The organism is Xylanibacter muris (assembly GCF_013166605.1).
Lineage (GTDB): Bacteria > Bacteroidota > Bacteroidia > Bacteroidales > Bacteroidaceae > Prevotella > Prevotella muris.
The window spans coordinates 1-25,654 of sequence record NZ_JABKKF010000012.1; the positions used below are offsets into that span (position 1 = coordinate 1).

General features: G+C 44.7%; 19 protein-coding genes and 1 pseudogene. 12 read left to right on the top strand and 8 right to left on the bottom strand.

What is annotated here, in order from left to right:
• The 3 genes from HPS56_RS13215 to HPS56_RS11025 all read left to right on the top strand — a co-directional run.
• Positions 1-199 (top strand): hypothetical protein (locus HPS56_RS13215; RefSeq protein WP_216655795.1); only part of this gene is annotated, 199 nt, incomplete at its 5' end.
• Positions 200-258: 59 nt separating this feature from the next.
• On the top strand, positions 259-627 hold the full coding sequence (locus HPS56_RS11020) for a hypothetical protein (protein ID WP_172276466.1): 369 nt from the start codon (positions 259-261) through the stop codon (positions 625-627).
• Between the two features lie 11 nt (positions 628-638).
• Positions 639-1,118, top strand: a complete 480-nt coding sequence (locus HPS56_RS11025; protein ID WP_172276468.1) for a hypothetical protein — start codon at positions 639-641, stop codon at positions 1,116-1,118.
• A gap of 21 nt (positions 1,119-1,139) precedes the next feature.
• Here the strand turns inward: HPS56_RS11025 and HPS56_RS11030 are convergent, their stop codons facing one another.
• Positions 1,140-2,552, bottom strand: a complete 1,413-nt coding sequence (locus tag HPS56_RS11030) for an AAA family ATPase (protein ID WP_172276470.1) — start codon at positions 2,550-2,552, stop codon at positions 1,140-1,142.
• 383 nt (positions 2,553-2,935) lie between these two features.
• On the opposite strand from HPS56_RS11030, the pseudogene HPS56_RS13395 reads away from it, so the two are divergent.
• The 4 genes and pseudogenes from HPS56_RS13395 to HPS56_RS11045 all read left to right on the top strand — a co-directional run.
• Positions 2,936-2,983 (top strand): annotated as a pseudogene (locus HPS56_RS13395) (hypothetical protein); the annotation flags it as partial.
• Between the two features lie 21 nt (positions 2,984-3,004).
• Entirely contained in the window at positions 3,005-3,172 is a 168-nt protein-coding gene (locus HPS56_RS13400) for a DUF2442 domain-containing protein (protein ID WP_253952452.1), read from the top strand.
• Between the two features lie 417 nt (positions 3,173-3,589).
• The gene (locus HPS56_RS11040) at positions 3,590-6,043 is read left to right on the top strand and encodes a hypothetical protein (RefSeq protein ID WP_172276472.1); all 2,454 of its coding nucleotides are present in this window, start codon (positions 3,590-3,592) and stop codon (positions 6,041-6,043) included.
• Between the two features lie 23 nt (positions 6,044-6,066).
• A complete protein-coding gene (locus HPS56_RS11045; protein ID WP_172276474.1) occupies positions 6,067-6,258 on the top strand; it encodes a hypothetical protein in 192 nt (63 codons plus the stop codon).
• 179 nt (positions 6,259-6,437) lie between these two features.
• On the opposite strand, the gene HPS56_RS13475 is transcribed toward HPS56_RS11045, so the two are convergent.
• Complete coding sequence (locus HPS56_RS13475; RefSeq protein WP_256372622.1) at positions 6,438-6,566, bottom strand: hypothetical protein; 129 nt, start codon at positions 6,564-6,566, stop codon at positions 6,438-6,440.
• 33 nt (positions 6,567-6,599) lie between these two features.
• Positions 6,600-8,030 carry an AAA family ATPase gene (locus tag HPS56_RS11050; RefSeq protein WP_172276476.1) on the bottom strand — a complete coding sequence of 477 codons (1,431 nt, stop codon included), beginning with the start codon at positions 8,028-8,030 and terminating at the stop codon, positions 6,600-6,602.
• 936 nt (positions 8,031-8,966) lie between these two features.
• Here HPS56_RS11050 and HPS56_RS11055 point away from each other — a divergent pair.
• From HPS56_RS11055 to HPS56_RS11070, 4 genes are all read left to right on the top strand, one after another.
• Positions 8,967-9,206: a DUF4160 domain-containing protein gene (locus tag HPS56_RS11055; RefSeq protein ID WP_172276478.1), complete on the top strand. Its 240-nt coding sequence runs from the start codon at positions 8,967-8,969 to the stop codon at positions 9,204-9,206.
• Between the two features lie 9 nt (positions 9,207-9,215).
• Positions 9,216-9,641, top strand: coding sequence for a DUF2442 domain-containing protein (locus HPS56_RS11060; protein WP_172276480.1), 426 nt, complete (start codon positions 9,216-9,218; stop codon positions 9,639-9,641).
• A 389-nt stretch (positions 9,642-10,030) separates the two neighbouring features.
• A complete protein-coding gene (locus HPS56_RS11065; RefSeq protein WP_172276483.1) occupies positions 10,031-12,358 on the top strand; it encodes an HsdM family class I SAM-dependent methyltransferase in 2,328 nt (775 codons plus the stop codon).
• Positions 12,348-13,001, top strand: a complete 654-nt coding sequence (locus HPS56_RS11070; protein ID WP_172276486.1) for a hypothetical protein — start codon at positions 12,348-12,350, stop codon at positions 12,999-13,001. Before HPS56_RS11065 ends, HPS56_RS11070 begins: the two co-directional genes overlap by 11 nt.
• 50 nt (positions 13,002-13,051) lie before the next feature.
• Here HPS56_RS11070 and HPS56_RS13560 read toward each other — a convergent pair whose 3' ends face one another.
• Complete coding sequence (locus HPS56_RS13560) at positions 13,052-13,573, bottom strand: ISAzo13-like element transposase-related protein (RefSeq protein WP_172276638.1); 522 nt, start codon at positions 13,571-13,573, stop codon at positions 13,052-13,054.
• 423 nt (positions 13,574-13,996) lie between these two features.
• The gene (locus HPS56_RS11080) at positions 13,997-18,259 is read right to left on the bottom strand and encodes a hybrid sensor histidine kinase/response regulator transcription factor (RefSeq protein WP_172276489.1); all 4,263 of its coding nucleotides are present in this window, start codon (positions 18,257-18,259) and stop codon (positions 13,997-13,999) included.
• Positions 18,260-18,406: 147 nt separating this feature from the next.
• Here HPS56_RS11080 and HPS56_RS11085 point away from each other — a divergent pair, with 147 nt between their 5' ends.
• Positions 18,407-19,864 (top strand): rhamnogalacturonidase, encoded by a 1,458-nt coding sequence (locus HPS56_RS11085; protein WP_172276492.1) that lies wholly within the window; start codon positions 18,407-18,409, stop codon positions 19,862-19,864.
• A 156-nt stretch (positions 19,865-20,020) separates the two neighbouring features.
• On the opposite strand, the gene nagB is transcribed toward HPS56_RS11085, so the two are convergent.
• From nagB to HPS56_RS11100, 3 genes are all read right to left on the bottom strand, one after another.
• Positions 20,021-20,815 carry a glucosamine-6-phosphate deaminase gene (gene nagB / locus HPS56_RS11090; protein WP_172276495.1) on the bottom strand — a complete coding sequence of 265 codons (795 nt, stop codon included), beginning with the start codon at positions 20,813-20,815 and terminating at the stop codon, positions 20,021-20,023.
• 77 nt (positions 20,816-20,892) lie between these two features.
• The gene (locus HPS56_RS11095) at positions 20,893-22,542 is read right to left on the bottom strand and encodes a fumarate hydratase (protein WP_172276498.1); all 1,650 of its coding nucleotides are present in this window, start codon (positions 22,540-22,542) and stop codon (positions 20,893-20,895) included.
• A 37-nt stretch (positions 22,543-22,579) separates the two neighbouring features.
• A complete protein-coding gene (locus HPS56_RS11100) occupies positions 22,580-25,486 on the bottom strand; it encodes a M16 family metallopeptidase (protein ID WP_172276501.1) in 2,907 nt (968 codons plus the stop codon).
• Positions 25,487-25,654 lie beyond the last annotated feature (168 nt).

Sequence of the window (25,654 nt, forward strand, 5' to 3'; positions counted from 1 at the left end):
CTCTAACTTTGCGTCATTAAAAAAATATATTTCTTTGATAAACAAGGTCAGTTTCTTACCTTTGTTGTATGAAGGAAGAACTGACCTCCGGAGGAGGAAACTTTCGTTCCTACCTGTCTTAAAAGACAATACATTGTTTGGGTCTCCTCCGGTCATGCCGCAAAGCCATGATAGAAAGTCAGGCCTGAAGCCTATTTAGAGTATTTGGCCTATGAAACGGCAATAAGATCTTTCTCCATGGAAGATGCCACAACTGCTATGAATATTTTCAGAGAAGCAGAAGCTGAAGGAAGTGAACTGGCTGTAATATTTCAAGCAATATACTATGACGAGGCAAAAGACAAAACCGGTCAGGAAGAGTGTCTGATACGTATTGCTGAGAAATATCCGTTTTTTAATCTGATGCTTGGAGAATCGTATGTCAAGAAGTATGGTGAATGTGAGGACTTCTCCTATATTCAAAAAGCTATCGAATGTTACTACAAGGCTGATGCACATGGTATACTTATTCCCAAATATGCCAATGCACTCTGGGGAATGTATGATTACTTTGGACAGAAGGGTATGCTTGAATATGATGAGCAAGAGGTAGAGCGTCTGAAGGTATTAGCAAAAAGAACATATTAAACAGAATCACGATGAAACGACTGACTCAAATCTTTCAGGCGCTGCTCGGTGTAGCAGCCTTGGTTCTCACGGCATTGATTGCCGCAGGTCGCCTTGCTTGGCGTAAAATCCGTAATTGGTGGAAAAAACGCGCAAAATGGGTACGCCGCTCAATTGCAACAATTCTCATTCTGATTCCTGTAGGTTTTGTGGCACTTATTGCTTATGCCTATTATGATAGCGAGTATGGCAGATGGTATTGGAAAGATAATTACCTATCAAAGAATGTAGAGGTTCACGGTTTCCGGGACGATAAGGTTCGTGTATATAACTACTGTACAGGTAAATATACAACGCCGAAAGTTAATTGGGTTGCCGATAGTCCTGCCAATGACTCTTTGACAGTATATGCCATCCCAAATAAGCGCGGCTATATAAATATCAAGAATGGAGAAATCGTGATTGATGCCGAGGCTAACAACTATCTTAGCTTTTTTGCTTACAATGTATGAGGTTATAGCTTTATTATTCAGCTACTCTAAAAACAAATCATCAAGCACAACTTCGCTTTGTATAGTTCCACTATACATATTCTTTTTTAAGCCGTAGGTGGTTACGAATGTTTGATGTATAGCTTTACGTGTCTTGGTTGCTGAACGGAAAATCTCAGCACGTTCCCTCAGGCGTTCATCATACTGCTTGGTAATTTCAAACTCACATTGTGAGAACTTCATTTCACATAAGTTTATGGTTTGGTCTCTGCGGTCAATGAGCAAGTTAATTTGTGCACCATCACCTTTCCAACCACATATATCGCTTTGCACACCATTGATACCCAACTTTTGCTTTATCTGTCGAATATGATGTAAACTCAACTGCTCGAATGAATAACCACTCCATGCTCTACGAGATGGAGAGTCTATCATGTTTTGCCAATGGTTTTCATCTTGGCCACGATAGCCCTTTACATAGCGAAGGTGGAATAGTGTGAATAAATCCGTCAATTGATATATTGTGCCACGCTCACTTTTTCCGAATGCTGTGTACTGACGAATAAAGTCGCAATCACAGAGGTTACGGAGTGCTTTTGTCAGAGCTCCACCATCTTCAATTTTAGTGGCTGCCATAATTTCTGTACGAGTCAGTCCAGATGCCTTGTTTGCCAACACTTCGATAATTTGTTTATGTAATGTAGCCTCGTTGAATAGCGAACGGAACAAGAAGTTATACTCTCGCGAAAGTGGAGCATTTTGCACAAAAAAAAGATTATCCACATTTTGTGTCAGGCTCTTGTCTCGTTCAAGCATCTGAAGGTACAATGGAGTACCACCAAGTATCATATAACATTCTGCTATCTGGTAGCGATTCCAGTTTATTCCGCGTGATATAAGGTACTGCTCCGTCTCATATAATGAAAATGGAGCGAGATAGATACTTCGAGTGGTTCTATTATACAAACCACCTTTGTCCGAAAGAACATTCTCTCGCATCCAAGTGGTAGCACTACCACAAACGATAAGTTTCAAGCGACTGTTAGTAGCACCCCAAGAGTTCCAAAAGTACTCAAAGGCTTTAATGAATCGGCTCTTTTGGGTGTCCATCCAAGGCAACTCATCAAGAAATACAACAATGGGGCTATCGCCATCAATAGACTCAAGATATTCACGCAACTGAGCAAACGCATCAAACCAATCCTTTGCAACTTTCCATTTGCGACCCGAATAATGCTCTAACTGACGAGTGAACTCGCCAAGTTGTTCCTTTTTTGTACCTTGATAAATACCAGTGGAGTAAAAACTAAACGTATCATTGAAATATTGTCTTACTAAGTAAGTCTTACCGATACGGCGTCTTCCATAAATAGCAATAAGCTCTGGAGACTTTGATTCAATCCGCTGACGCAAAATTTCCTGCTCAGCCTTTCTTCCTATGATAATATCACTCATACCCCAATCATTTAAGTTTATGCAAAGGTAAGCAAAATCTTTCGATTCTTTGTCGGTAACTCTATTTTTTTTCGACTTACCGACCAAGAATCGTGTACATCTATAAAATATCGCATTTGGGAAAATAAGAAAACAACGATGAGAAGCCATTAGAGGGCTATATATGTGCTGTTTGTGAGGAATAAAATCATTGATTCTGAACACTTTTTCTTGATTTTCCTCTCTTGTTTGAAAGAAAACACATATCTTTGTTTACGAAAATATGTCACAAGTGACATATTTTCGTAAAACATGATAGTAGGTAGAAGCAGCTATATAGACCAGTTGAGCCGTGGCTCATCAAGATTATTACAGGACTGCGACGATCGGGTAAGTCGTTCCTTCTGAAGAAACTATTTCGGCAGCATCTGCTGGAGGAGGGGGTAGGTGAAGACCATATCCTCGTCCTTGACATGGAAAGTAGGAAAAACAAGGAGTTTAAGTCGTTGAAAGGCAGGGTCTTCGAACTGCAGAAAGACCTGGAACTCTTTAGGCAGTTCACAGTGATGTATAATACCATAGAGTGGAAGAATGGAGCGGATTTCGCTCCGGAATACTTGCTCTCTTTGCCTGAGGTATGAAAGGTCCGCCGGCACGCCCTGTTCTTCTGTTTGCTTTTGTGGACGGATGCCGAAGGCAGGTTTAGAGAATTACAGACCGTGAAATTGATATTTGTCAAGTCTTGTGCCTGTTTTCTGATAAAAAACGTGGTGAGGCGTTGGCAGTTACGTTTTTTGTTTGTATATTTGCAGCGCATGTCGCGGAATGTGTCCGGCATATTGGAAACATGGCGGAGCGGTGGCTTGCATTTTATTTATTGTATGTGGAGGCTATATGTCGGATTATACATCGTTTGACGGTGGTATAAACGTTTATTATGTTTAATTAACGGTTGAATGGGTAGCGGATGTGATATTTGTTGTAACTTTGCACCCGCTTTTTGATATAGATAGAAACAAAATAAAATATTTAAGTATTAATAAAAAAAGATGTGTAAAATGAAGAAAAGTTACTTTCTCGGACTTACATTGCTCTTTGGTGTAGCCTCAGGTTATGCACAGAAGAATATTGCAAGTTTAGATGATTTGAAAGAAGTAAAAGCAGGTCTCGAAAATCTTTCTGACTGGCAAAAAGAGTATGATGATAGACAGTTGGCAATACGAGATTATGAAATTGAGAAGAACAAGCTTGCACCAACTGTTGTTGGTAAAGATGAGTTGGTTGTAGTGAAGTTTGCTGAAGGTCTTAAAAGCGCATTAGTGGATTTTGATAATAGTGTGCATGCAGATGAAAATGACGGCGAGAGTGTGAAAGATAAGTATTTATGGTTTGCTGTAAAAGACGGAAAGGCATTAGTTCCTGCTTCTAAAATAGGTAATAAGGCTGTTGCACGTAAGGCTTCTCTCATTGTTCTTTATGATGAATCCCTTAAGGATATGTTGTCTAATACAGAAAAGTCTTTAACTTTTGTAAAAGTTAGGGGATATGATGTGACAGAAGAATCAAAATTGTTTGTAGGAGAGAATACGAATATATCTTCTGTACGACTTTATTATATTGATAAGAAATATAAAAGAGAAATAGATGCATCGGGTAATACTGTAGATAAAGAAATAATAGGTTATAATTCAAAACTTGACTCTAAACTTATTGAAACATCTATAAGTGTTGATTATGATTTTGTGAAGTTATTTGCGGGTAGTGTTAGTAAATTAGACTTACCAGCAGACAAAGAATCAACGGAGCCTGGAAAAGATGTGGTAAATCCTGCTATTGCAACTATGCAACTCGAAATAAATAAACTTATCAGTTTAAATGATGAGTTGAAAAAGAAAATAGATGCTGTTAAAACTTATAATCAGTTGAACGTTGTTAGCGAATTGACAATAGACGAGGCGTTTACTCTTCCAACTTTGGCTAAAGGTGCGACATTTAATGGTAATAATAATATAATTAAATGTAAAGAAGGTTTTGCTGCTGCTAATCTTATTGGTACAAATGAGGGTACAATTTCTGATGTAGTAGTAGAAGGGGTTCCACTTGTTGGTACAAATGAGGGTACAATTTCTGATGTAGTAGCCCAAAATTGTAACGTTGTAAATAGGAATAATAAAGATATTTTAGAAGTTAATGTTAAAAACGGGCGCGTTGTTATAAATAAAGGTACAGGTAGCCATATAGTTAGTAGTATGGATGTGTTGGCGCTTACAGAAAAAGAGACTAACGAAAAATACAACTCATATACTGTTTATGGTAGTGATGGTTCTTTCGCTTCTGTAATTAGTAATAAAGTTGCTACTTTCAACAATATCTATAGCAATGCAACCCTTCGTGAAGAGTTTGGTGTTAATGTTAAAGCCGGTACAGTAACAGAAGGTTCTCAAAATAAGCTTTATGAAGTTAAGCAGTATTCTGCAAAGAATAAGGATGGCGAGACTCGTCTTGCAAATATAGAATCTGATGGTTCTATATTAATAAATAGAAATTGGAGTAACGGAGAAAACATAGGTGAATTCTATTATGTTTCCAATACTGATGCTGCTACAATCTTTGATAATGCTGCAATTGGTAATGTAAAAAAGAATGTGGTTTATACTCACGATGGCAACAACTGGGAATGTAAGTTAGCTGAGGTATCGGACGGTAACAATTCTATTTATGTTCCCCGTGCATTTACGGCAGCTAATGTGAACTACAAGCGTGTATTTAATGTAGCTGCAGCAAGCGCTTCAACAATCTGTCTGCCTTTCGCTGTTAGCGAATCTGCACTTAATACAATGTTGGGTGTGAACGGAAAACTTTTGCAGTTCAATAAGATTGACGAAAACGGAAAGACATACTGGTTTAAATATGTAACAGGCGGCATGGAGGCAAACCAGCCCTATGTATTGAAGTTCGGTGAAAGTGTTTCTTCGGCTATTTTCGATGGTTTGGAAAATGTGACATTCGCCGCCACAGGTGCAGACAAGAGACTTGATGCCTTGGCACAGGCTGATGAGGCTGCCGGTGCTTCTCTCTACGGTACATTTGAGAAGAGAACAGCTTCTGAGCTTGAGAATGGCGCAAAATACAGCATCTATGGTTTCCAGAACGGTGAGTTTGTAAGAATGACCGAAGCCGTTAACTTTAAGGCTACACGTGCTTATGTAAGAAGCAACACATGGACAGACCCGAAAGCTCCTAATGCAGCAAAATCTTACAAGATGGGCATCCTTGACGAGAACGACAACGATGTTACTGGCATCAGCTCTGTAGAGAATGCGGCAGGCGAGTTTACTGTAAACGGTGGCAACGGTGCCATCAGCATCAATGCCGACAAGGCTCAGACAGTGAAGGTTTACACCGTAGGCGGTGCCCTCGTTAAGAGCGCAGACGTTGAGGCAGGTGCTACATCACTCCCCGTTTCTGCCGGTATGTATATCGTGAACGGTAATAAAGTAGTTGTAAAATAAGAATCCTTTAAAACAAAGAAATTATGAATAAGAATTATATTAAGCCGTCTATCACAGTAGTTGAGATGGAAATAGAATCTCTGTTAAACACTTTCTCACAGGAAGGTAAACCGGAAGGTGATGGTATTACTCCTGGCGGTGACCCTGTGACAGGTGGTGACGCTGATGCCAAGCACAATGGCGGCAACAGCCTTTGGGACGATACCGATTGGTAAATAAACGTCATATCGGTTTTCCGATATACGGTTCAGATATTAAAATGGGGACTTGCGGTAACGCAGGTCCCCATTTCTTTAATGAGGCCCTCCAAACCGAAGAGAGCCCCTCCGACTCCCCAAAAAGCCCCTCCGACTCCCCGAAGGGGGAGAGAAAGGGATAGTATGTGGAAGTATCATTAGGATATGTATGACAGTGTCTGGTTGATTTCGTCATCATCATTTTTCATCAGCGGCCTGAAGTCCGTGTCAAGATAGCCGTCCTCACGGAACAGTACCTGCAGGAACAGCGCATTATTGGTCTGCAATGTTTCGGGCTGTCGGTTGTATTCTTATAATCGTCAGGAATTGAAAAGGTCATCCATCGTCACCTCACTGTGGACGATGCTGTGGTGTTTGCCTTCGCCTAATCCGAATGTTGTCACAAAAGTATGAACAAGAGGTTTCCTGTTCTTTGTCCTCAAATCAAAAAGCCACATGCGGTCACGCAATTTCTTTTCATAATCCGCTGAAATGTTATATGCCTTTTGTGAGAACTTCATTTCACAGAGATGTATCAACCTGTCAGCTCTTTCGATTATCATATCTATTTGTGCTCCGGGAAGGTTTTCCTTTTCGTCGGGAGAACACCGCCAGGTGGAAACGGATGTCGCCATGCCGGAAATTCCCAATGCCTTTTTTATCTGCCTGTGATGTCTCATGCAAATCAACTCGAAGCACAAGCCCTGCCATGAACGGATGCCTGCATCGTCGAGATGATGACTCCACCATTGTTCGTCAAGTTTGTGCTTATCGGCAATAAACTTGAAATAGAACAGAGTGTAAAAATCCACGAGACGGTAAACCATATTGCTTTCCCGCCCGAAAATTTCCATTTTGTCGATAAAGTCACATTGCTCAAGATTCTCCAGAACAGTGTTCAAGACTGTGCCATTTATTTTGGTGTTCCGGGCTATCTCTTTTCGTGTCATTCCGGATTTATGCTGATATAGCAATGTCACAATATTAATATAGTTTTCAGCATGGCAGAACAGAGCCGGGTACAGTTCGTTGAACTCTTTGCGCATCGGCCCATTCTCGTCAAAGCACAACACATCTATATTCTGGGCGACGCTGAGTTTCGGGTTAAGCAGGTTCAGATAATAAGGCACTCCGCCTGTCAGCATATAGCATTGCAAGATGTCATACCTTGTCCAGTAAAAGTCCTGATTCTTAAAATACTCTTCTGTCTCTCCGAGTGTAAACGGTTCAAGATATATACGCCGTGTGATGCGGTTGTGAAGTCCTCCCTGGTTTTCTATCAGGTTGTCTGCCATCCATGATGTGGCTGATCCGGATGCAATCAGCACAATATCATAGCGGCGGTTCGCCCAACCGTTCCAGAAGTTTTCCAGTGCCTCCACAAAAGTTGACCTGCTCGTGTCAATCCAAGGCATTTCGTCTATGAATATGACCTTTTTCCGTTCTGCCGGCAAAGTTTCAAGATATTCTTCCAACGCATCAAAAGCATCATACCAATCTGAGAAACGTGCCGGCTTTTTTCCGGAGTATTGCCTGATTGCCTTGGCAAAATTACGTAGCTGGACAACGGTCTTTGCCTTGTGTACACCCACAAATGTAAAATCATATTCATTGTTGAAAAACTGGTCTATGAGAAAAGTCTTCCCGATTCTTCTTCGTCCACATACAATGACAAATTCGGAACGACTGGATTTCAGACTTTCCGCCAATTGTTCACATTCCCGTTGCCTGGCTATTAAAACTGGTTTCATACTTTATAATTTTATGTACAAAGGTACTCATTTTTTTCTCATTGAGACAATAAAAATAATCCGAAAAGTGACCTGCTCGCAGTAAGCTTTATTATTTTAGGTCACTTTTCGGGCTAAAACAGGTCTGTATTGGAGGTCTGTCAAACTCGGAATGCACCGAATTAACAGTTTCAATCCTTTTGTCATCTGCGATTTTTCGAGAAGCGCATCGAATAAGATAGCTACATGGCGAAAATTGTTCACTCGGATATGAAAGCCCTCCTTGCAGGAAAAGAGAGCCTCCATATCCTCGACGCGGAGCATAAAAACGCTCTAACTTTGCGTCATTAAAAAAATATATTTCTTTGATAAACAAGGTCAGTTTCTTACCTTTGTTGTATGAAGGAAGAACTGACCTCCGGAGGAGGAAACTTTCGTCCCTACCTGTCTTAAAAGACTGTATTTTCCTGATTTTGGTTGACTGTCATGAACCCTTCCCCATGCTTTCTATGTTAAACAGTCTTTTTCCGTTGGTTGTTAGCATAGAAAGAATGTGGAAGTCCTTCCGCCCCGAAGAGATAGATTTGATTTCTTGCATATTATAGTTTTTGGATATAAAAAACGTATTGCATGCTGTCCTGATTTTACAAGCAAATCCGTGATGATATTACCATTTATCATGCAACGTAACACGGTATAATTGTTATACCTTTATTTTATAAATTTCCTCTAAAGAAAAATGATTTCTTTATTATGCCGGTGTAAAAACTCATGCTTTTTATGTACTTTTGTGGATACAATAAACGCACCCTTTGAAGGTGCGGCATCATACCGCTTGTAACTTCTGCATGTTGCAACGATATAAACATCTTGCATTCCCTAAAGAAAAAGCGGGGTATATTTGCAGGTATCGAAAATAATATCTACTTTTGTAAAGTAATAAAAACAACATGAGGTATGCCGACAGTGTTATTTATATTTGGAATCCGTTTTTTCTTTTATCCCAATGATCATGAGCCAATACATATTCATATAGAATATCAAGGGAAATCAGCCAAGATTCAAGTAGAACCGGACGTGATTGTTGTTGAGAATAACGGGCTCAAAGCCCAAACTATAAAGAAAGCTGTTGATACTGTAGTTTTTTATAAGGAAGATATTATTGCCGCATGGCACGAAGTGTTTAACTACAAATAAGATTGATTTATGAATGGCAGTATTAAAAAATTAAGGTTTGAAGATGACCGTATCTGCATTTTGACTGACAAGGGAGAGGAATACAGCCAGCGTCTTGAAGTTTTTCCATCGTTGTTCTGTGCGACCCAATCTCAACGTGAAAAATATTATATATGGGATGACGGCAGAAGTATACGTTGGGAAGATTTGGACGAGGATATTCATATCTCCAGTTTTTTCAAACAAGAATCTGTAAATTATGACAATGAAGTAAATCGCCTTCTGTCCCGTTTTCCTTATCTTGATATGAAAAATTTTGCAGAATATCTGGGCATGCACTGGACTAAACTTGCCCGTTTCAGATATGGTGTTTGGACCCCTTCTACCGAAACAATAGAGAAAATCAAGAAAGGCATTATTGCCATAGGAAAAGAAATGTCTGCGGCTGTTTTATGAAGACTAAGAAAATCTGGTTTAGCGAAGACTATATTTATGGAATGGAGGAGGGTAACAATACTTATCGTCAGTATCTATTATGGTATACTAAATTGAGGAATGCAAGTACGGAATGAGCCCCCTCCGACTCTCTGAGGAGCCCCTCCGACTCCCCGAAGGGGAGAAAAAGGGATAGTATGTGGAAGTATCAGTAGGATATACAGAACCCTGCCCCTTTGGTCAATGATATTTTAGTAACGCTTAAAGAATAAGTTGGTACAATTTGTTCGTTTGTTTACGGTCGTCCGCCACGTGTCTTCCGTTCTTAATATATTCTAAAAATATAGCAATCTTATGTCTTCTTTCGATAATTTTTCTTATCTTTGAAAGAAACTATACATATATCGATAATGGACGAACATATATCTCTTTGGGCTAAGCAAACAGGTGTTTTGCCAGTGAATCTGCTTCACTGTCAGAATGCGGGTGTACTTAAATACGCTATGTTGGATGGTGACATCAACAATTTCTGTCTTGACTATTCCAATAGTCAGGACATGGATGCCGATGGTTACAGACAACTGGCTTGGTCGTCAAATATGCGTAATTACATACGTGTAGCAGGGGATGATGTTATGTTGTATAGTGTAGGAAAAAGCTCTCCTGAGCGTATTTCCAAAAGCCTTGTGCTAAATAACATGGAGAAATTCTATCAGTACATTTCTCCGAAGCAGGACGTACCAACTGTTGAAGGCATCGTACCCTTTGTCATGAGAGAATTTCGTGGCCTCAGGAATTGGTTGCGTGAAGAGAATAGCGCAGAGCACTCTATGACGGCATTGTTGTACCTGTTGGCTTCAATGAGAGTGAAAGGTAACTTGGATACAAATCAACTTGCAATAATGGGATTGCCTGATAATACTCTGGATATTGTCAGTGGACTTCCGTCTATGGAAGAACAGCTTCAGCACCTAAAAGAAGGTATGAATGGTTTCTTTCCAGATGTATCTTTACTTCTACGTCATGCGGCAGGTCAACTTTTTGAAGAAGCAAATTATATTGCAAAATTCAATCCGCAGTTGAGCTTGTTTACAAATTATGATATTAAGTATGCCTATGACCCTCAGAAGTTGGGGGCATTCTATACCCCAACTTATTTGGCACGCTCCATGGTTGAGAAAGTTATAAAAGAAAGTCATATTGAAGACAAGGAGGAAATATCCATCTTGGATCCAGCTTGTGGTTCTGGAGAGTTCTTGGTTGAAGCCTTGCGCCAATTGAAGACTCTCGGATTTGCGGGCAAGGTAAAAGTTTACGGATGGGACGTGTCTTCCGTGGCTATCAATATTGCTAATTTTGTACTCCAATTTGAAAAGGAAGAGTGGAATGATTGTTTGGAATTGCATATTGAGGAACATGATTCTGTAGTATGCAATTGGCCTGACGTGGACATCATCCTCATGAACCCTCCATATAGTTCTTGGGAGCAGTTGAATGAAGAACAGCGTGAGTCTGTCAAGGAATTGATGCCAAAGGGAAAGCCAAATCTGTCTGGTGTGTTCTATTTGAAAGCGGTAAATGCTTTGAAAGAAAATGGTATCATCGGATGCGTTATGCCGACCTCTTTCTTGATAAATGACTCGACTAAAGAACTCAGAAAGATTTCCAAAGAAAAAGCTATGCCGTTCTATATCGGTCGTTTGGGAAGTTTCGTTTTCCAAAGAGCATTTGTTGATGTATCTGTCGTGATGGCAAAGGTTAGAGCTGATATTGATGGAAACATAACCATGTTGTGGACAGACAATAAGGGAAAGCTTGTGCCTGATGCCTTGCGAAAGTTGCGCATGATAGATTACGGTGCAACCTTTCCATTGAACATGGAGAATGTAAGCATCTATCAGCAAGAAGCCAAAAATGTATTGAACAAAGAAGTTTGGATGCCTCTGTCTTATAAAGAGATGAAGGTAAAAAACACATTGGACGGGTTGCTCGCTTGTGGCGTGATGGAATGTGTCAAGGATGTATTTAGCGTAAAACAGGGCTGTCGCACAGGAAACAACAGTCTGTTCAAGATAAAGAAGCAAGAGTTCTTGGCAATGGAAGAGGCAGAAAGGGTTTATTTTAGACCGTCCGTTGACAGTGACAGTTTGCAAAACAACATTCTTCAAGATGAGTCATACGTGTTCTTCCCATATAATGAGAACGGGTTGAATATTCTTAGCGAAGAAGAACTCAAAGATAAAGTTCCTACGTATTATCAGAAAATAATAGGTTCAAAAGAATCCCTAGCCTCTCGTGCTGGTGGTGTTAGACAATGGTGGGCGTTGACACGTCCACGTGATTGGCAATTTACACCGGGGATAAGATTAGTGTCTGCAGAATTTGGTAACTCATCCAATTTCTCGATTGATGAGTCCGGTCGATTCGTTGTAGAAAGAGGTTTGGCATGGTTGCCCAAAGACAAGCAAATGCCAATAGATAATCTCTATGCCTATCTTGCGATATTATCATCAGGGTATTTTAACACTCTGCTTGCAATATATTCCAAACAATTGGCTGGCGGAAATTGGTTTAACTTGGAAAAGAAATTTGTCGATCAGATTCCGTTGCCAATATTTTCAGACAATGAGGACTTTACGCTACAGCTTCTGGCAGGATATGGCAAGAAGATAGCTGCAGGAGTTAGATTCGACTACTATAAATGTGAACACTTAGTAAGGGGACTCTATGGCTGCTAAACAAAACACACCACCCTTTGTTAGGGGCGTCCTCCAAAAACTAAAGGTGAAAATCGGGCAATATTGCAACTTGAATGCGAGTGAGACATACGGTAATGATTCTGTTTCCTATACATTCATGGACTACAATGCTGCTTCCGCTACATTCCAAATGGTAGGCACTCATGATAAATATGTTCCGATAATAGCTATACGAGAAGGATTTAATTTGTATGCTTCTATTGGATACACTATCAATGGAAAGCAGAAAAAGCCAGTTGTTTCGAGCGTTTCATTTCAAGTGTTTGATATGGAAAGGCTGTTGTTTAGGGCGGAATGGACAGAAAAGCCTAAAGAAGACATGCCACATCCCCAACCTCATTGGCATTTTCATCCTTACTCACAAAGTGGAGCAAAGGAAAAAAAGCAGTATAAGAGATTTGAGGATACATTGCAAAGCGGTTTCTTGAATACTTTGGATGAAGAAGAGAAAAAAGAAAGGATTGACATTACCGATATGCATCTGACAATGGACTACAATATAGCTTCTGATTCTTATGAAAAAGTATGGGATGAAACAAGAATACAGGAATGGGCTTATAAAACCATTGATACACTTTTTAAGGAACTTGACTTTGTTATAAGCAAAGGACATAAAGCATAAAAATCCCAATCTGTAAGTTGATTGGCCTACGGATTGGGATTATAAAAACATTAGTAGCAGACTCCGATAGGCATATAAACCGTATTTACTCCAACATCATAAATACCGTGAGGAACAATCATCCCTTCTGAATAAGATTGAAAATCATGGTCAAAAGACCTGGGCGTACCTTGACACAGGACTTGGCTACTACGCCTAAAATTACCAATCATTTCCTTTTTCTTGGTGTCAATACTGAGTACGTGGATTCCTTGGTCAAGGCACTGGCTTACAATCCTCTCAGTCTTACGATATTGTGCGTCTCTGTCCTTTAGGTCCTTGAACGTCTTGAACTTGACGAAAGAACGCTTTTTGAAGCCTCGCAATTCTACTATCTGGCGGACATGGTAATCTGAGACATCGACATTGTGGTCTTTGAGTTTTCCCCTGATTTGAGGAATGGTCAGATTCAGCCACCTTACGGACAAATTCTGGGGAAGTCCTGCCGTATGGTCTTTTGCAATGGCGTCAAACTCTTCAAGGTATTCTGGATGCTTTTGAAATAGTTGTCTTCTCCCGCCACCGGCATTTATCCATTCCTGAAAGGATTTCTGTTGGCTTGTGGTTGGCTATACCCAAGTGTGATTACAATAAATCAGCGGCAGGTTTTGTCGAACCCACCGCTGAGATTGATTTGACTTGAAAATTACTTTGAAATTTGAATTAAATCTTCACCAAGGACAACTGATATTTTTGCAAGTGTCCTTAAAGTAAAATTGTGCTGGCCAGATCTGACTCCCCGAAGGGGAGAGAAATGGATAGTATGTGGAAGTATCAGTAGGATAGTATGACCCGGTATTTTCCTGATTTTGGTTGACTGTCAGGAACCCTTCCCCATGTAGGGACGTGCCTTTGGATTACCAGGAAAAAAGGAAGAGGATGTGGTGGCGTCAGGTGTTTATGCGGATGATTATTATCCGGTTGGCGGTATCTATGGCCTTTTATTCTGTTTTTCTTCAGGAATCCGCCTCCCTTTTATATTTGCTCGGTGCCACCCCGTATCTGCTTTTGAAACATTTGTTGAAATATGAGGCGTCCTGTATTCCTATCCTGTAGCTTATCTCGGCCACGGTAAGCTCTCCTTCGGCAAGAAGATCGGCGGCGATTCTCATACGTTCATTCTGCAGATACTTGTTTGGCGATATTCCGAGAAGTTCTTTTGTCTTGTTGAAGAACTTTGTGCGCCCCATGTTCATCATCTGTGCGAGCATGTCGACGGTGAAGTCGGGATTGCTTATGTTCTGCGCGATGATAAGTTGCATCTTCTGTATGAAGTTCTTGTCGGCCACAGAGGTTATTATACCGTGGTTGCCGGAGTTTCCGTCTGACGGTGATTGTTTTGCACCGCTGTCTGCCGTCCGTTTCTGTGCGAGCGACTGTATCTTACGTGTGTTGCGTATCAGCTGTATGCTTCGGGCCACGAGCAGATTGAAGTTGCATGGCTTCACCATATAGTCGTCCGCTCCGGTTTTCAGTCCTTTCAGGTGATGGGTGTCATCATCGAGCGCCGTGAGCATTATCACCGGTATGAGTGCGGTGTCGTCGTTGACCTTGAGCTGTTTTACTATGTCGTAGCCGCATATATCGGGCAGCATGATATCGCATATCACGAGTGCCGGCTGCTGTCCGGCAATCCCGTCGAGCGCCGTTTTGCCGCATGTGTATCCTGTGACGTTGAAATATTTGTTGAGGCCGCCTTTTATCTGTTCCATCATGTCGGGGTCGTCCTCTATGACGGCAATGGTTATGTTGTTGAGTGCCTCCGGTTTCAGCTCGCGTATCATTTCCACTGCCTGTGCTTCATCCTGTTCTTTATCGGTGATGTTCACGGCAGTCTGCCTTTTGTATTCTTCGGGTGCATATACATCGGCATTGGCCGGCAGTGTGACGGTGAACACAGAGCCGTCTCCGTTTTCTTTTTTGCTGTATGTGAGCGACCCCTTGTGTATGCGTGCCATTGAATGTGCCACATACAGTCCTATTCCCATGCCGCCTTTCGATACATAGCCATGCATGAAAGGCTGAAAGAGAACGTCTTGCTGCTCCTTGCTTATTCCCGGGCCGCTGTCCTCTACGGTTATCATGATGTTGCCGTCTCCGGCTTTTACCCTTACGTCTACGCTGCCTTTCTCCGGTGTGTATTTTATTGCGTTGCTCAGCAGGTTGTAAACCATTGTGTCGGTCATGTGGCTGTCGAACACCATTTTATGATGTCTTTCAAACGGTGTGAATGTCAGGTTTATCCTTTTCTGTTCGGCTATGTGCCAGAAGTCGTTGCAAATCTCCTTTACGGTTTCAATTATGTCGCCTTCCTCCACTGCGAGCTTCATGTTTTCCGTGCTTATCTTCCGGAATTCCATCAATTGGTTGACGAGTTTCAACAGACGGTCCACTCCGCGTCTTATCGTTACGACGGCCGGTTTTCCTGCCGTTGCCCCTCCCTTTGTCAGTTTGTCCGCCGCTCCCTGTATTATGGCGAGAGGCGTTCTGAATTCGTGCGTAATGTTTGTGAAGAAACTCATCCTGAATTCTGTGAGCTGTTTTTCCACCGCCATCTGCTGATGTAGGCGCAGTCTCTCTCTTGCGTTGTTGCAGATGTACAGTCCTGCCGCCGTTGCGGTGCAGAGGTATATCATCCATGCCCACCATGTGTTGTACCAAGGCTGTGCGATGTGTATTGTCAGGATGCTTTCCGCTCCTTTGCGGTTGCCGCTTGCGGAACGCAGCCGGAAGCGGTATGTCCCCGGCGGCAGGTTGCGGTATTCCACATGGTTGATGTTCGTTGCCGTGCACCATTTGCTCTCCACCCCGTCCATACGGTACTGGTAGCGTGCTGACTTGGCATCGGCGAAATCGAAATTCGAAAACGATATCCATAGTGTGTTCAGGTTGTGCGGCAGACTTATCTCCTTAGTGTGACATGGCGCGAATCCTATGTCGGGGCAGTCTTTCACCGGTGTTCCGTTTATCCTCATGTCGGTGATGAACACTTCTTTTCCCGGCCTGTTGTCGGAGCCGTATTTCCTTTTGGGCTTTATCATGGTGATGCCGTAGCGTGTGGAGAACATGATGTTTCCGTTTGCGAGAGTCATCGGGCGGCAGTTCGAATAGATGTTTCTTTCGCTGTTTTTTCCGAAGACGTATGTCTTCACGGCAAGATTCTTTGGAGAGATCCGCGACAGTCCGTTTTCCGTTGCTGCCCAGATGTTGCCGTAGCGGTCTTCCGCGATAGAGCTGATGTTGTTGTCGGCAATTCCGTTTGTGCTGTTCAGCGTGACGGCCGTGATGCTTTTCAGGTCGTCGGACACGGTGCATACCACCACACCGCTTCCCCTTCCTCCTGTCCATATCCTTCCGTCTGACGCACATACGACGGTCCTTGCCTCGTTGAATGGCATCTTTCCGTCAGCGGTGTTGAATACGGTGAAGTCGTTGTCGGTCATGGGTCTGTCGCTCAGCTTTGCGACATACAGTCCGTTGTTGGATGCCACCCATATCCTGTTTTTCCTGTCAATCTCTATCATGTATGTGCGTCCCTCGTTCGTGCTTCTGTTGAGGAGCTGTCTGAAAGTGATGTTGCCTTCGGCATCGGGCTCGGCCACGATAAGTCCGTCCTCGTATGATGCGATCCAGATGCGTCCGTAGCAGTCTTCAACGATGTCCTGCAGTTTGTTTCCTGGTATGTGGAATTCTGTGCCGGCCTTGTTGTAGTGCGTATTGTCGATGTAGAGTCCGTCTCCGTATGTGGTTATCCATTTGCGTCCGTGTCTGTCTGTCAGTCCCGAGTAGGCGCATGCGTTTGTCTCGGCCACGGGATGGATGTCGAGCGTGTTGGGGTCGAGAGAGTATATCTTGTTGTCACGTGTGCTTACCATTAGTTTCCCGTCCTTGTCCTTTGCGATCATCCTGACATAGTTTGTCCAGTCGCCGCGGTGTGTCGGTGCCGGCAGTATCTGCGTTTCAAACGAATGGTCGGACGGAAAGATGCATGTCACTCCCGCAGTTTCCTGGCATACCCATATATTGTCGTTGCGGTCTATCATGATGTCAGACAGGAAGTCTGTGTCTATGACAGGTTGGGGATCCTTCGCCGTGAAGTGGCGCATCCTGCCGGTCTTCATGTCGAGTGCGAAGAGTCCGTTGCCGTAGGTGGCTATATAAAATATGCCTCTGCTGTTTCTTGCCACGGAGAAACGTCTGTTTCTTTCGGCGGTGTATCTTGTGTCGGGAATGAGGTTGAGTGTCCTCATCTTGCCTTTTGGCGGGAATATATACAGATTTCCGCTCTGGTTTGCTTCGAAGTAATATCCGTCGACGGTATCCATGAGGTATCCGTTTCTCACCTGCATGTCGTCAGGCTTTGTCACCTTTCCCGTGGCAATGTCGACACATACGGTCTCGCTTCCGAACAACAGCCATTTGCCCTGCCATACAATCTGGCTGCGTATTGTTTTCACGTTGCCCATTGATGCCGGAATCCTGACCGTGCGGTTCTGCTTTCCACCGTCACCGTATATTTCCACCCTGTTTCCCTCTGCGAGGCAGATGACGCCTCTGTCTAAGGAGCTGCCTGTTATGTATTTCCCTTCTCTCACTTTGTTTACATGTCCGTCAGGCGAGATGAATGCCAGTTCCTTGTCTGTGAGCACCCATACGTTCTTCTTTCTGTCTTCTATCAGTCTTACCACATAGTTGCTCTTGAGTTTTGAGTTACGGGTGTTGTAATCGTTGCATGTGAATTTCCCGTTGTCGCAGGTCACGCTTCTCACTCCGTTCCTGATGTCGTACATCCACAGGTGCGTTTCTGTCCGAAGTGTTTTCTGAAAGGACTTATTCTCGTCATTCCGTCCGGTATAGTCGGTGAATTTGCCTGTCTTCTGGTTGTAGCATGCGAATGTGAACGTGGATGTGTGGACCCATATCAGTCCGTTCTTGCTGTCGTTGTATATGTTTCCGATGTTAGAATCGGTGTTTCCGTTTCCGCCGTTGCCCAGGTTGTAATAGTTTACGAAGTCATAACCGTCGTAGCGGCACAGTCCCGGTGCCGCTCCCATCCATATAAATCCGCTGTTGTCCTGTATGATGTCGTAAACGGTGTTGCTTGACAGTCCGTCGGCGGTTGAGATCCTCCGGCTGTTCAATATGGTCTGTTCCATGCCTGTTGCTGTCGTTGTGATGACGGCAAGTGTAAACAGTGCAGATAATAGTAGCCTTGACATGATGATATGATTAGTTTCTATCCACAAAGATACGTATTTTTATCCATTATATGTACGAAAGTACTCGTTTTTGTACGAAAATACATATCATATTATCATAAAAAGCAGTTATTTTGCATCGTGATTGAAAACCAAACGGATAATTATATGAGGCATATATTGCTTTTTGTTTTTGTATTTGTATCGCTTTGCTCCGAGGCCGCGGCTGATTTCAATGTGAGGGACTTCGGTGCCAAGGGCGACGGTAAGACACTCGACCATAGCGCCATCAATGCGGCCATAGACTCATGTGTGAGTGCCGGTGGCGGAAGGGTAGTTCTTCCTGCCGGAGTTTATCTCTGCGGCAGCATACGCATGAAAAGCAATGTCGAGCTGCATATCTCGGCCGGTGCCACCATTCTTGCCGCTCCGGCATCGATGAAGGCATACGACGAGGCAGAGCCGTGGGAGGGACCGGCCTATCAGGACGGCGGACACACATATTTCCATAACAGCCTCATATATGCCGTAGGGCATGACAATATATCCATCACCGGTCGCGGCATGATTGACGGAAAGGGACTGACGCGCAAGGATACCGAACGTGGAGGAAATCTGCAGGGAGGAAATATAGGTACTGGCGACAAGGCCATCGCATTGAAGAACTGCCGCAATATTCTTATACGTGACGTAACGATATACCGTGGCGGACATTTTGCAATAATACTCACGGGCTGTGAGGTCGGAACAGTTGACAATGTTCTTATCGACACCAACCGTGACGGTTTTGACATCGACTGTTGCAAGTATCTCACGGTAAGCAACTGTAAGATAAACACTCCGCATGACGATGCGCTGGTGCTGAAAAGCTCATACGCGCTGAAGAAACCTGTCATAACGGAGCATATAGCCGTAACAAACTGTCTGATCACCGGATACAAGGAGGGCACATTCCTCGACGGGACATACGTGCCGGAGAAGGTCGGATGGGTTTGCGGACGTTTCAAGCTCGGCACTGAGTCGAACGGCGGCTACAGAAACATCGCCCTCAGCAACTGTACGTTCATGTATAGCAGCGGCCTCGCCTTCGAGGAGGTCGACCAGGGACTGATGGAGAATATAGTGGTGAATAATATCACAATGAACCATGTGCATCATTATCCCATTTATATAACAACGGGATGCCGCAACCGCGGCCCGAAAGAGCGCACCGGCGTTTCTTCCGGAGCGGATATAATGATAAGCAATGTGGTGGCCAATGACGTAGACTCGCTTGCCGGAATAATAGTGACGGGAATGCCCGGACATCCGTTGCGGAATATCGCGTTGAGCAATATACGCATACAGTATCGTGGAGGAGGCGGTGCGGAGCTTGCCGGACGCGAATACCGCGAGCAGGGAACGAATTATCCTGAGCCGAAGTTTGCCAAGGCCACACCGGCGTACGGGCTTTTTGCACGTCATGTCGACGGACTTGATGTGGACAACGTCACTTTCTCGACCGTCAGGCCCGATTACCGTCCTGCCGTAATGCTTGACGATGTTGTGAACTGGAATATCAGAGACCTTGACGCACCTGTGCAGAAAGGGGTGAAGAAGATTGTGACAAAGCAAAAGAAGAAATAAAGAAACAGACAATGAGGTAAATAGTATTTCTTAAAAAGGAAAGTTGTGAGATACGGTGGCAATGTGAATTGCCACCGTATTTGTTATGTCTATCCGGAAGTTAATATACACGGATTTTCATCCGATTAATCCTTTTCTCTGTCTGATGGCTTTTGGCTAAAGGATGTTGTTGCGCTCTTTCTCTTTGAAATAGCGGTATGTGCCGACTTTCAGCTCATCGCACGACGCATCGTCGCATACAATTATTCCGTGGGGGTGCATCTGCAGTGCGCTTACTGTCCACATGTGGGTGACAGGGCCTTCTATGGCCGCCTGCAGTGCATGTGTCTTGTTATGGCCGCAGCAAAGCACCATCACCTCGCGTGCGTCCATCACTGTGCCTACGCCTACTGTCAAGGCATACTGCGGCACGTTTGCCGGGTCGCCTCCGAAAAACCTGCTGTTGGCAATGCGTGTGTCGCTGGTCAGCGTCTTCATTCTTGTGCGGCTCGACAGTGATGAGCCCGGCTCGTTGAAAGCGATATGCCCGTCGGCGCCTATCCCGCCGATGAACAGGTCGATGCCGCCGTATCCGAGTATCATTTTCTCATAGTTGCGGCATTCGGCATCGAGGTCGTCCGCGTTTCCGTTCAGTATGTGTATGTTCTCTTTCGGACAGTCGATGTGGTTGAAGAAGTTCTCATACATGAAAGAGTGGTAGCTTTCGGGATGAGTTTCAGGCAGGCTGACATATTCGTCCATGTTGAAAGTCACCACATTGCGGAAAGACACAATCCCTTCTTCGTATGCCTTGATGAGGGCCTTGTACATTCCCAATGGCGAGGAGCCTGTCGGAAGGCCGATGATAAACGGTTTCTCCGCGGTGGGGGAGGCGGCGTTTATAAGTCCTATCACGTGGTTGGCTGCCCATTGCGACATGAGCTGGTATGTAGGTTCTATGATAACTCTCATTGTGTTATGAAGTTTTTATATTCGTAAAACTTAAACGCTTTGCCTGCCAGGCAAAGCGTTTAAATGATATATGTTTTTTATTTGTTGCATGACGGTGTCCACGGCTTAAGCTGCTTGAAGAAGTCGTTGCCCTTGTCGTCTACAAGTATGAATGCAGGGAAGTTCTCCACTTCAATCTTCCATACAGCCTCCATTCCGATCTCCGGGAACTCCACGCACTCGATGCTCTTGATGGAGTTCATCGACAGCACCGCCGCCGGTCCTCCGATACTTCCGAGATAGAATCCTCCGTGCTTCTTGCAGGCATCTGTGACGACCTGTGTGCGGTTGCCTTTCGCAATCATCACCATCGATCCTCCGTTGGCCTGGAACTCGTCCACATACGGGTCCATGCGGTTTGCCGTTGTCGGTCCCATGGAGCCGCAGGGCATTCCCTCTGGAGTCTTTGCCGGTCCGGCATACAGCACAGGATGGTCCTTGAAGTACTGCGGCAGTCCTTCGCCCGCATCGAGGCGCGCCTTTAGTTTTGCGTGTGCGATGTCGCGTGCCACGATTATTGTCCCGTTGAGGCTCAGACGTGTGGAAACAGGATATTTGCCGAGTATCTCGCGTATCTTGTCCATCGGCTGGTTGAGGTCTATCGTCACGGCGTTGCCTTCGCCGGCTTTGCGCAGTTCTTCGGGTATCAGTTCTCCGGGATTGTCGTCGAGTTTCTCGATCCATATACCGTCCTTGTTGATCTTTGCCTTTATGTTGCGGTCTGCGGAGCAGCTCACACCTAATCCTATCGGGCATGATGCGCCATGTCGCGGCAGTCGTATCACGCGTATGTCGTGTGCGAAGTATTTGCCTCCGAACTGTGCTCCGAGCCCGATTTTGTGTGCCTCGTCGAGCAGTTGCTTTTCAAGTTCCACATCGCGGAAAGCCCGTCCTGTTTCATCGCCTGTTGTCGGCAGGTTGTCATAGTAGTGTGTGGACGCGAGCTTCACTGTCAGAAGGTTCTTCTCCGCGCTTGTTCCGCCGATAACGAATGCGATGTGGTATGGAGGACATGCCGCGGTGCCGAGGGTCTTCATCTTTTCCACGAGGAAAGGAACGAGTGTGCCCGGGTTCTGGATACGTGCTTTTGTCTCCTGATAGAAGTAGGTCTTGTTTGCGGAGCCTCCGCCCTTTACCACGCACAGGAACTTATATTCCGCGCCTTCTGTTGCCTCGATGTCTATCTGTGCCGGCAGGTTGCAGCGTGTGTTCACCTCATCGTACATTGTCAGCGGGGCGTTCTGTGAGTACCGCAGGTTCTCTTCCGTGTATGTATTGTATACTCCGAGCGAGAGAGCCTCCTCGTCGCAGAATCCTGTCCATACGTGCTGGCCTTTCTCTCCGTGGATGATGGCCGTGCCGGTGTCCTGGCAGAAAGGCAGTTTTCCCTTGCATGCCACCTCTGCGTTGCGGAGGAATGTCAGTGCCACATATTTGTCGTTGTCTGAAGCCTCAGGGTCGCTGAGTATCTTTGCCACCTGTTCGTTGTGTGCTCGGCGCAGCAGGAAGTTTACGTCGCGGAAAGCCTGGTTGGCGAGCATGGTGAGAGCTTCCGGAGAAACTTTCAGAATCTCGTTGCCTTCAAACTCGCTCGTGGAGACGCCTTCTTTTGAAAGCAGGTAATACTCGGTGTCGTCCTTTCCCGTCTGGAACATGGGCGCATACTTGAATTCTGGTGTTGTTGCCATAATAAACAGTTGTTATTAATAGTATTTAAAGTTTTGTTTAATATCCGAATATCTCGCTTGTCGGTATTCTCCTTACCGGGGCTATTTTCTCAAGAGCCTTGATGTCGAGGTTTTCCTCGTCTCCGAGGATGAGGTAGCGCCGCGGCTGGCGTGCCATTGTCTCCTGCTCGAACCTTACCACGTCGGCAAGTTTAATCTCCGGCAGGGCTTTGTATATCTTTTCGTTGATGTCGTAGTCGAGTCCGAGACGTCTGGCCTGGAAATATGCGTTGAATATCGCGCCTTTTGTCACTCTTCTTGATGCGATACGTTTTTCAAGAGCCTGTTTGGAAAGCTCGAATGCCTTTTCCGACTGCGGAACGGTGTCGAGTATACTGTTGAAGGTGTTTATACAGTCCATCATCTTGTCGTTCTGAGATATGATGTATGTGTATGACCATTCGGGGTGGTTCTTTCGGCTTGGTGTGGAATAGTATGCCGATGCGCTGTATGCGAGTGCACGGCTTTCGCGCAGTTCCTGGAATACGACAGTGTTCATTCCGCCTCCGAAATATTCGTTGAAGAGGCTTGCCACCGGTTCCCTTTCCGGATTCCACCGGCGTCCGGAGTTGTTGAACTGAATCATGTTGATGTTCTTTGCCTTGTATGGAGCCAGCCATATCTCGTTCTTTTCTGTGAGCTGTTCGGTGTATTCCCTGTTCTCGGGTTTCGGAAGCAGCTTTTTAGGTGTCTTGTGTTCCTTGTTTATTATTGCGAGCAGCTTCTTGGCATCCGTAGGGCCGTAGTATCTTATGTCGTGCTCATATTTTGTCAGGCCTGCAATCATGTCGATAAGTTCCTGCGGGTTGCGGTTTGTGAGTGATACGCTGTCCGGCACGTTCCTCAAAGAGTTGTATGGGCCGTACATTCCATACTGCATGAGTGCCCGGAAGTTAGAGTTTTGGCTCAGTTTGCTGTCTCTGCGGCCTTTAAGCTCGGTCTGTACGTATTTGTCCCATGCCTCTTTGTCCACCTTGGCGTTTGCCAGTACGTTTTCCATGAGTCTCATTGCCTCCGGCATGTTCTCGTCGAGTCCGCTGAGGCTGATGCCCATTGTCCCTGTGCCTACATTTACACTGAAGTTGCATGCCAGGCTGTAGAACTTCTGTTTCAGCTGTTCCGGTGTGAGCTTGTCTGTGCCGAGGTAGTCGAAATACTGTGCAGCGAACGGCAGCCATTTGTCGCTTTCCTCACCGAAATCAAAGAAGTATGATAGTGTGAAGCGGCCGTTTTCCTTGTTGCGGATATAGTATACCGGTATACCTTTCTTACTCTTGTACCGGTCGAGGTCTTTGTCGAAATCAAGGAATACAGGGCGTATGGGCTCCGGCTTTGTGTTGATGATTTCCGTCACGAAGCTGCTCTGCAGATCGCGGTTTGCCGGTATGGCGGTTATTTGCGGCTTGTCTATTTTCTTTTGTGTGTGGTCCTCTCCTGTGCGTTTGTAAACGGTAACGTAGTTGTTTCTGAAGTGGCGGTTGGCAAAGTCTACAAGCTCTTTCTTTGTCATTTTCGATATGCGGTCGAGCTTTGTCACTTCCTTCTCCCATTCCACACCGTTGATGAATGCCTGTACGAACTTGTCGGCGCGGTTGTCGTTGCTTTCCATTGACGTATATTCGTCGAGCTTCATGTTGTTGACCACCGATGTCAGCAGGTTTTCGTCGAACTCGCCTCTCTTGAATTTCTCCACCTCGTCGAGCATTATTCTCTTCACTTCATCGAGTGTCTGTCCCTTGTTTGGCGTTCCGTAGAGGATAAAGCCGGTATATTCATTGAGGTCGTATGTGAAAGCGCTTGCATACTGGCATGTCATCTTCTGGTTTACATCCAGGTCGAAGAGTCCGGCCTTGCCGTTTGCCAGCATGCTTGCCACGAGTTGGAGTGTGTCGTTCTGCATTGTGCCGGCACCGTCAAGTTTCCATCCCAGTACGATGTTTTCCGCCTCCTGGCCTATTACGGTCGTGTCTGTCGGTGTGGTGCGGTCGGGCACGGGTGCGTACTGCGGATACGACAGGTTGTCCGATTTCTTCCATGAACCGAAATATTTGTCGATTATTGCAATGGCTTTGTCCGGGTCGAAATCTCCGGCCATGCATATCGCAGTGTTGTTAGGCACGTAGTAGCGATTGAAATAGTTCTTAATGTTCACTATCGACGGATTCTTCAGGTGTTCCTGTGTACCGATGGTTGTCTGTGTGCCGTACGGATGGTTGGGATACAGCTTCGAGAACATTGCCGCCCACATTTTCCGGCTGTCTTTGGTGAGGCTGATGTTGAACTCCTCGTATACGGCCTCAAGCTCGGTATGGAATCCCCTGATTACCATGTTCTGGAAGCGGTCCGACTGTATTTTTGCCCAGTTCTCCATCTCGTTTGACGGAATATTCTCTGTGTAGCATGTTACGTCGTTGCTTGTATAGGCATTGGTTCCCGACGCGCCTATAGACGACATGAGCTTGTCATATTCGTTGGGTATATTGTATTTGGCCGCGAGTTGCGAAATGCTGTCTATCTTGTGATAGCACGCCTTTCGTTCCTCCGGATCGGTCATTTTCCTATATACTTCGTATAATTCCTCTATTTGTTTCAGGTACGGGGCTTCTGCGTCATAGTTTGACGTGCCGAATTTCTTTGTGCCCTTGAACATGATGTGTTCCAGGTAGTGTGCCAGTCCGGTTGTTTCAGCCGGATCGTTCCTGCTTCCTGTGCGCACTGCGATATATGTCTGGATACGTGGCTTTTCGTTGTTTACAGACATGTAAACTTTCAAGCCGTTGTCAAGCGTATAGATGCGTGTCTGCATCATATCTCCCTTCACGCTTTCATACTTGTAGTCTTTGGCCTGTATTGTTGTTGCTGTGGCGGCAACAATACAAGCTGTAACGATTGATTTTAATTTCATTATGCTGTTTTTTGAGTTGTTTTCACATACATTATATTAATAATGTGAAGTAATGCTGCAAAGTTAATTTTTTTTTGCCGTATTGACAAGTAAAACAGTCATTTTATAATGTCTGGCATTCTTTAATTTATGCTGATATCGCGATTTTATGCAAATTGATGCCACTTG